The sequence below is a fragment of the Scytonema sp. UIC 10036 genome (assembly GCF_009725235.1).
Map to the genome: position 1 here is coordinate 22,748 of NZ_WJFC01000174.1, position 6,444 is coordinate 29,191.

The following is a 6,444-nucleotide window of genomic DNA, read 5'->3' on the forward strand; positions in this document are numbered from 1 at the left end:
ATAATCTTGCACGTTATTGTAAGATGTGCAAAGGAGGTGATAAATGTAGCAACCGCAATACTCACGGGGTCATAACCTTTTTTTCAACCCAAATTTCAATGACGTAAGCTGACCAGCAACAATTAATCATTCGTACTCAAGAAAACAACTACCTCTAGATAGATCTGGCGGCAATACTAAAATTCATGAAAATTATCTGGCGTATTTCTTATTCCTTACTCCCCTTATTTTGTTTGCTAGGTTTAACAGGTGCATCAGGACCTGCAGGCAAAACAAAGGATGTAGAACTCAGGATTGGCATAGTGCAGCGATTTGGGGATGACCCTACAGAAAAGCTGCTACTCGAACCTACTAAAGGTGATAGTCTAAAGCTAAAATTTCAGGACGGCAACAAACAGCAAATCCTTGTCACGAACAAGCCGATAAAGCTATTCGTCAAAATGCAACCTTTACCGCAAGCCGCAGTAGAGGAAAGAGTGGTATTGGGAGTCTACCGTACTTATGAGACTGCTGAAGATAGTGCTAGAAAGTGGCGAGAACGGGGCATAGAAGTAGAGATTGCTCAGCCGGATCGCTGGCAAGTTTGGGCAAAACGGTCTGTATACAACACGCCTTTACTCAGACGCTTGCTCTTACAGAGTATACTAGCGGGCGGTCATAAGACAGCATTTGTCGATACCCAAATTTTGCAACAAGTGCCGCTTTTAAGTTGGCAAGCAAACGGCAAAAACTACACTCAGAAGAATATACAGATTAGCAGCAACCAGAATTTAATTCGAGTTAATGAAGGTCAAAAACCAGAGAATGCAAGGCTGTACGCCGGCAGGATGGAAGTTCAGCCCAATGCATACGGAAGTTATACGTTGGTTAACGAAGTTCCTTTAGAAACTTATTTGCGTGGAGTTGTACCCTACGAAATTGGTGCTTCATCACCAACTGCAGCGTTAGAAGCACAAGCAGTTATTGCGCGGACTTATGTTTTAAGAAATGTACATAGATTTGCTATAGATGGGTATCAATTGTGTGCGGATACTCACTGCCAAGTTTATTATGGTTTAAATGGAGTTACACCAAATACAGATCGAGCGATCGTCGCAACACGAGGTATGGTACTGACTTATCAGAACCAGCTAGTCGATGCTCTCTATTCTTCTACAACTGGTGGAGTGACAGCGTCTTTTAGTGATGTTTGGAATGGTGATGACCGTCCTTACCTACAACCCGTGGTAGATGCTCCCAGCAACAACCTATGGAATTTATCCGGGCAAACTTTAGCTAATGAAAATAATTTTCAACAGTTTATCAATCTCAAGCAAGGATTTAACGAGAGCCAGAGGGATTTATTCCGGTGGCAAAGGGAAACTAAACTAGAAGATATTGCTAAAGATTTGCAGAAATTTCTGAAAGTAAAGAAAAGCCCTTATGCAAAATTTCAAACTATTAAAGAGATGGAAGTCATCGAAAGAAGCAAGAGTGGACGCATTCTCAAGTTAAAAGTTGATACAAATATAGGTGCTTTTACACTACATAAAGACGAAGTGCGAAGTGCTTTTGCAGCTCCTGTCAGTACATTTTTCTATCTAAAACCTCTCAATAAAGGACAAAACAGTCTTTGGGGATACGCTTTTATTGGTGGTGGGTTGGGACACGGAGTAGGCTTGAGCCAAACGGGTGCTCAAAATTTAGCCCGCCTCGGCTGGTCTAGCCCAAAAATCCTCCAATTCTATTATCCTGGAACCAAAATGGAAGTTTTCAGCAATGCGATCGAGCAAAATAGCAAACCATCAGGGTAATGGACAAGGGATTGGGGACTGGGAACAAGGGGGACAAGGGAGACAAGGGGACAAGGGAGACAAGGGGACAAGGGAGAAGCACAATAACTTATCTTCAATCCCCTAACCCCTAACCTCTAACCCCTAACCCCTAAGTATGTGGTCACACTAGTATTAGGTCAATGAAGCACCGATACAGTTAGCGCTGCGTTCGGTGCTATGAGACGTGTATTTAGACTGATTGCCAAGTGGGTGTATGAAGCAGACGCAGCAAAGACAAAAATCTTCTGCCTGTGCTGCTTTTTTCTTATGCTGTCTTTACGACACTCATATAAAATCCACTCATCCAAAATGATATGAACAGGAGTGACCTTTAGTAAAGTTCTTCTTCTTGGTGAGTTTTGGATGGTGACATCAGAGGTTGGGTAAGCAACACAAGTCAGTACGTATCCTGCTTCAATCTGGTCATCATCCAAGAATGATTGGTCAGACTGGTCAACAGAACCAGAAACCAGTTTACCTGCACAAGTAGAGCAAGCGCCAGCACGACAGGAGTAAGCAGTTCAATACCTGCTCTTCGCAGCGTCGAGAATGTACTCGTCATCTGCTACGTCAATAGTTTTGTTTAACCTTCATTTTCATTGACAAGTGTGACTTTGTAGGTAGGCATTTGGTAATCCTCTCTTTTTCTGAACGGCAGTATAAGTTATTTTAAAGCAAATAGAACGGGCTTACCTCTACAGATCTGCCGCCGCTACAAATTTGCTTCACTTTTGATACTACGAGAAAACTAAGAGGATGCAACTGGAATTTAAGCCGATTAGTAATGAAATTTAGTTACCCGATCGTGATTAGTTTTACTTATATGAATGTGCGGCAACTTGCTAGATAATCAGATAATTTTATGACTACAAAAAAAATTTAAATACAAGTAAATTCCTAATTGGCGATCGCATTCTATTATACAATTACCTAATTAAGGAAAAAATTTACGATTGACTTGTTAATGATTTCCTTAATTATACTGAGAATGAGAGGAGTCAGTCATGTAGGTAAAGCTAGAGCATAGCACTAGATACTTCAGGTAAGCTCTAGTTACAATTACGTATATTCTGGAAATCAGCTGGGATTCTTCGTGACCAATTTATTAAGGAAAGTTATAATTTTAGGACAAAACTTCAAGTGAAAAAACGTACTTTGGTGAAAATGAAGGAGTAAGTACGATAAGCAGACAAATTGGTGACTCCAATGTACAGTAACCGGTATTTTTACAAGAACGTCCTGTGCGAGTAGGTTTAGTTGGTACCGGAGCTGCGCAAAGCTCAGGGCTGAGGCATTTTTACAAGATGAGCGTTCCCATTTAGTTGCGTGACTGGCAATACACCAGAAAAGACAGAAGCCTTGCCAGAAACTATCAAGCAGAAATGGTTGATTCTTGGCAGCATCTGTACAGCAAGAAGATGTAGACTTGGTTGTCATTTGTCATGTTAACCGAGATCACGGTGCAGTTGTACGAGAAGCGTTAAAGAATGGCAAACACGTGGTAGTAGAATATCCACTGTCTTTTGATGTGGTAGAAGCTGAAGAATTAATCGCACTCTCAAAAACCCAAACAGACTTTTACACGTCGAACATATTGAAATGTTGGGTGGGGTACATCAAGCTGTAAAACAACACTTGCCAAAATTGTCAAGCATTTTTTGTTCGTTACAACACCATCAAACCCGAACATCCCGCACCTCGGAATGGACTTACAATCACGAGCTTTTTGGTTTTCCGTTGATAGGTGCTTTGTCCCGATTGCACCGTCTTATCGATTTATTTGGTGAAGTGTTATCAGTCAATTGCCATAACCGATTTTGGGCAGTAGAAACAGATTATTATCAAAGCTGTTTCTGTGAAGCTCAACTTTCCTTTACCAGTGGATTGTTCGGTCACGTTATTTATGGTAAAGGTGAGACTCTATGGCAATCGGAACGCAAGTTTGAAGTTCATGGCGAAAATGGAGGACTGCTGTTTAATGATGATACGGGCGTTCTGGTACAGGCGGGAGAAAGAAAACCTATAGAGTGGAACTCGACGGGTTTGTTGCCCAAAGATACAACAATGGTTTTAGATCGTTTATTCAACGGCACTCCCTTGTATCTCACGCCGGAGGAAAGTTTATACACTCTCAAAGTTGCAGATGCAGCAAGGCGTTCTACTGAAGAAGGCACAACACAATAATTTGTAATTCGTAATTCGTAATTAACTTTACTAGGCGCAGAGAATACAGAGGTAGGTGGACAGATCCCCCTCTCTCGTTCCCAGTTCAAGCTGGAATGCAAGTCGCGAGGCTCCGCTCGCATCTATGGTAAAGCACAGGAGGCGTCACCCCAGTGGCTATCCAGAGAGACACTGGGGTGACGCCTCCTGTGCTTTACCATAGAGTGCGAGCGGAGCCTCGCGACTTGCATTCCCAGCTTGAACTGGGAACGAGAGAGGGGGGATCTGTCCACCTACCTCTGTATTCTCTGCGCCTAGTAAAGTTAATTACGAATTACGAATTACAAATTATTTGTGTTGTGCCTTCTTCAGTAGAACGCCTTGCTGCATCTGCAACTTTGAGAGTGTATAAACTTTCCTCCGGCGTGAGATACAAGGGAGTGCCGTTGAATAAACGATCTAAAACCATTGTTGTATCTTTGGCAAACAAACCCCGTCGAGTTCCAACCTCTATAGGTTTTCTTTCTCCCGCCTGTACCAGAACGCCCGTATCATCATTAAACAGCAGTCCTCCATTTTCGCCATGAACTTCAAACTTGCGTTCCGATTGCCATAGAGTCTCACCTTTACCATAAATAACGTGACCGAACAATCCACTGGTAAAGGAAAGTTGAGCTTCACAGAAACAGCTTTGATAATAATCTGTTTCTACTGCCCAAAATCGGTTATGGCAATTGACTGATAACACTTCACCAAATAAATCGATAAGACGGTGCAATCGGGACAAAGCACCTATCAACGGAAAACCAAAAAGCTCGTGATTGTAAGTCCATTTCCGAGGTGCGGGATGTTCGGGTTTGATGGTGTTGTAACGAACAAAAAATGCTTGACCAATTTTTGGCAAGTGTTGTTTTACAGCTTGATGTACCCCACCCAACATTTCAATATGTTCGACGTGTAAAAGTCTGTTTTGGGTTTTTGAGAGTGCGATTAATTCTTCAGCTTCTACCACATCAAAAGACAGTGGATATTCTACTACCACGTGTTTGCCATTCTTTAACGCTTCTCGTACAACTGCACCGTGATCTCGGTTAACATGACAAATGACAACCAAGTCTACATCTTCTTGCTGTACCAGATGCTGCCAAGAATCAACCATTTCTGCTTGATAGTTTCTGGCAAAGGCTTCTGTCTTTTCTGGTGTATTGCCAGTCACGGCAACTAAATGGGAACGCTCATCTTGTAAAAATGCCTCAGCCCTGAGCTTTGCCGCAGCTCCGGTACCAACTAAACCTACTCGCACAGGACGTTCTTGTAAAAATACCGAGTTACTGTACATTGGAGTCACCAATTTGTCTGCTTTATCGTACTTACTCCTTCATTTTTCACCAAAGTACGTTTTTTCACTTGAAGTTTTGTCCTAAAATTATAACTTTCCTTAATAAATTGGTCACGAAGAATCCCAGCTGATTTCCAGAATATACGTAATTGTAACTAGAGCTTACCTGAAGTATCTAGTGCTATGCTCTAGCTTTACCTACATGACTGACTCCTCTCATTTCTCAGTATAATTAAGGAAATCATTAACAAGTCAATCGTAAATTTTTTCCTTAATTAGGTAATTGTATAATAGAATGCGATCGCCAATTAGGAATTTACTTGTATTTAAATTTTTTTTTGTAGTCATAAAATTATCTGATTATCTAGCAAGTTGCCGCACATTCATATAAGTAAAACTAATCACGATCGGGTAACTAAATTTCATTACTAATCGGGCTTAAATTCCAGTTGCATCCTCTTAGTTTTCTCGTAGTATCAAAAGTGAAGCAAATTTGTAGCGGCGGCAGATCTGTAGAGGTAAGCCGTTCTATTTGCTTTAAAATAACTTATACTGCCGTTCAGAAAAGAGAGGATTACCAAATGCCTACCTACAAAGTCACACTTGTCAATGAAAATGAAGGTTTAAACAAAACTATTGACGTAGCAGATGACGAGTACATTCTCGACGCTGCTGAAGAGCAAGGTATTGAACTGCCTTACTCCTGTCGTGCTGGCGCTTGCTCTACTTGTGCAGGTAAACTGGTTTCTGGTTCTGTTGACCAGTCTGACCAATCATTCTTGGATGATGACCAGATTGAAGCAGGATACGTACTGACTTGTGTTGCTTACCCAACCTCTGATGTCACCATCCAAACTCACCAAGAAGAAGAACTTTACTAAAGGTCACTCCTGTTCATATCATTTTGGATGAGTGGATTTTATATGAGTGTCGTAAAGACAGCATAAGAAAAAAGCAGCACAGGCAGAAGATTTTTGTCTTTGCTGCGTCTGCTTCATACACCTACTTTGGCAATCAGTCTAAATACACGTCTCATAGCACCGAACGCAGCGCTAACTGTATTCGGTGCTTCATTGACCTAATACTAGTGTGACACATACTTAGGGGTTAGGGGTTAGAGGTTAGGGG

Annotated in this window: 5 protein-coding genes and 1 pseudogene; 4 read left to right on the plus strand and 2 right to left on the minus strand. The window is 41.6% G+C overall.

The genetic code is table 11. The features are described from left to right. Window positions 1-185: 185 nt before the first annotated feature. Window positions 186-1,793: a SpoIID/LytB domain-containing protein gene (locus F7734_RS46820; RefSeq protein ID WP_155751167.1), complete on the plus strand. Its 1,608-nt coding sequence runs from the start codon at window positions 186-188 to the stop codon at window positions 1,791-1,793. A 352-nt stretch (window positions 1,794-2,145) separates the two neighbouring features. Here the strand turns inward: F7734_RS46820 and F7734_RS46825 are convergent. Next, window positions 2,146-2,442, minus strand: a pseudogene (locus F7734_RS46825) (2Fe-2S iron-sulfur cluster-binding protein). Window positions 2,443-3,207: 765 nt separating this feature from the next. On the opposite strand from F7734_RS46825, the gene F7734_RS64510 reads away from it, so the two are divergent. Further along, the gene (locus F7734_RS64510) at window positions 3,208-3,441 is read left to right on the plus strand and encodes a Gfo/Idh/MocA family oxidoreductase (protein WP_243147450.1); all 234 of its coding nucleotides are present in this window, start codon (window positions 3,208-3,210) and stop codon (window positions 3,439-3,441) included. 17 nt (window positions 3,442-3,458) lie between these two features. Further along, on the plus strand, window positions 3,459-3,998 hold the full coding sequence (locus F7734_RS64515; protein WP_243147451.1) for a Gfo/Idh/MocA family oxidoreductase: 540 nt from the start codon (window positions 3,459-3,461) through the stop codon (window positions 3,996-3,998). A gap of 313 nt (window positions 3,999-4,311) precedes the next feature. On the opposite strand, the gene F7734_RS46835 is transcribed toward F7734_RS64515, so the two are convergent. Further along, a complete protein-coding gene (locus tag F7734_RS46835; RefSeq protein ID WP_155751168.1) occupies window positions 4,312-5,316 on the minus strand; it encodes a Gfo/Idh/MocA family oxidoreductase in 1,005 nt (334 codons plus the stop codon). 581 nt (window positions 5,317-5,897) lie between these two features. Here F7734_RS46835 and F7734_RS46840 point away from each other — a divergent pair. Further along, window positions 5,898-6,197, plus strand: coding sequence for a ferredoxin (locus F7734_RS46840; RefSeq protein ID WP_155751169.1), 300 nt, complete (start codon window positions 5,898-5,900; stop codon window positions 6,195-6,197). The last annotated feature ends 247 nt before the right edge of the window (window positions 6,198-6,444 follow it).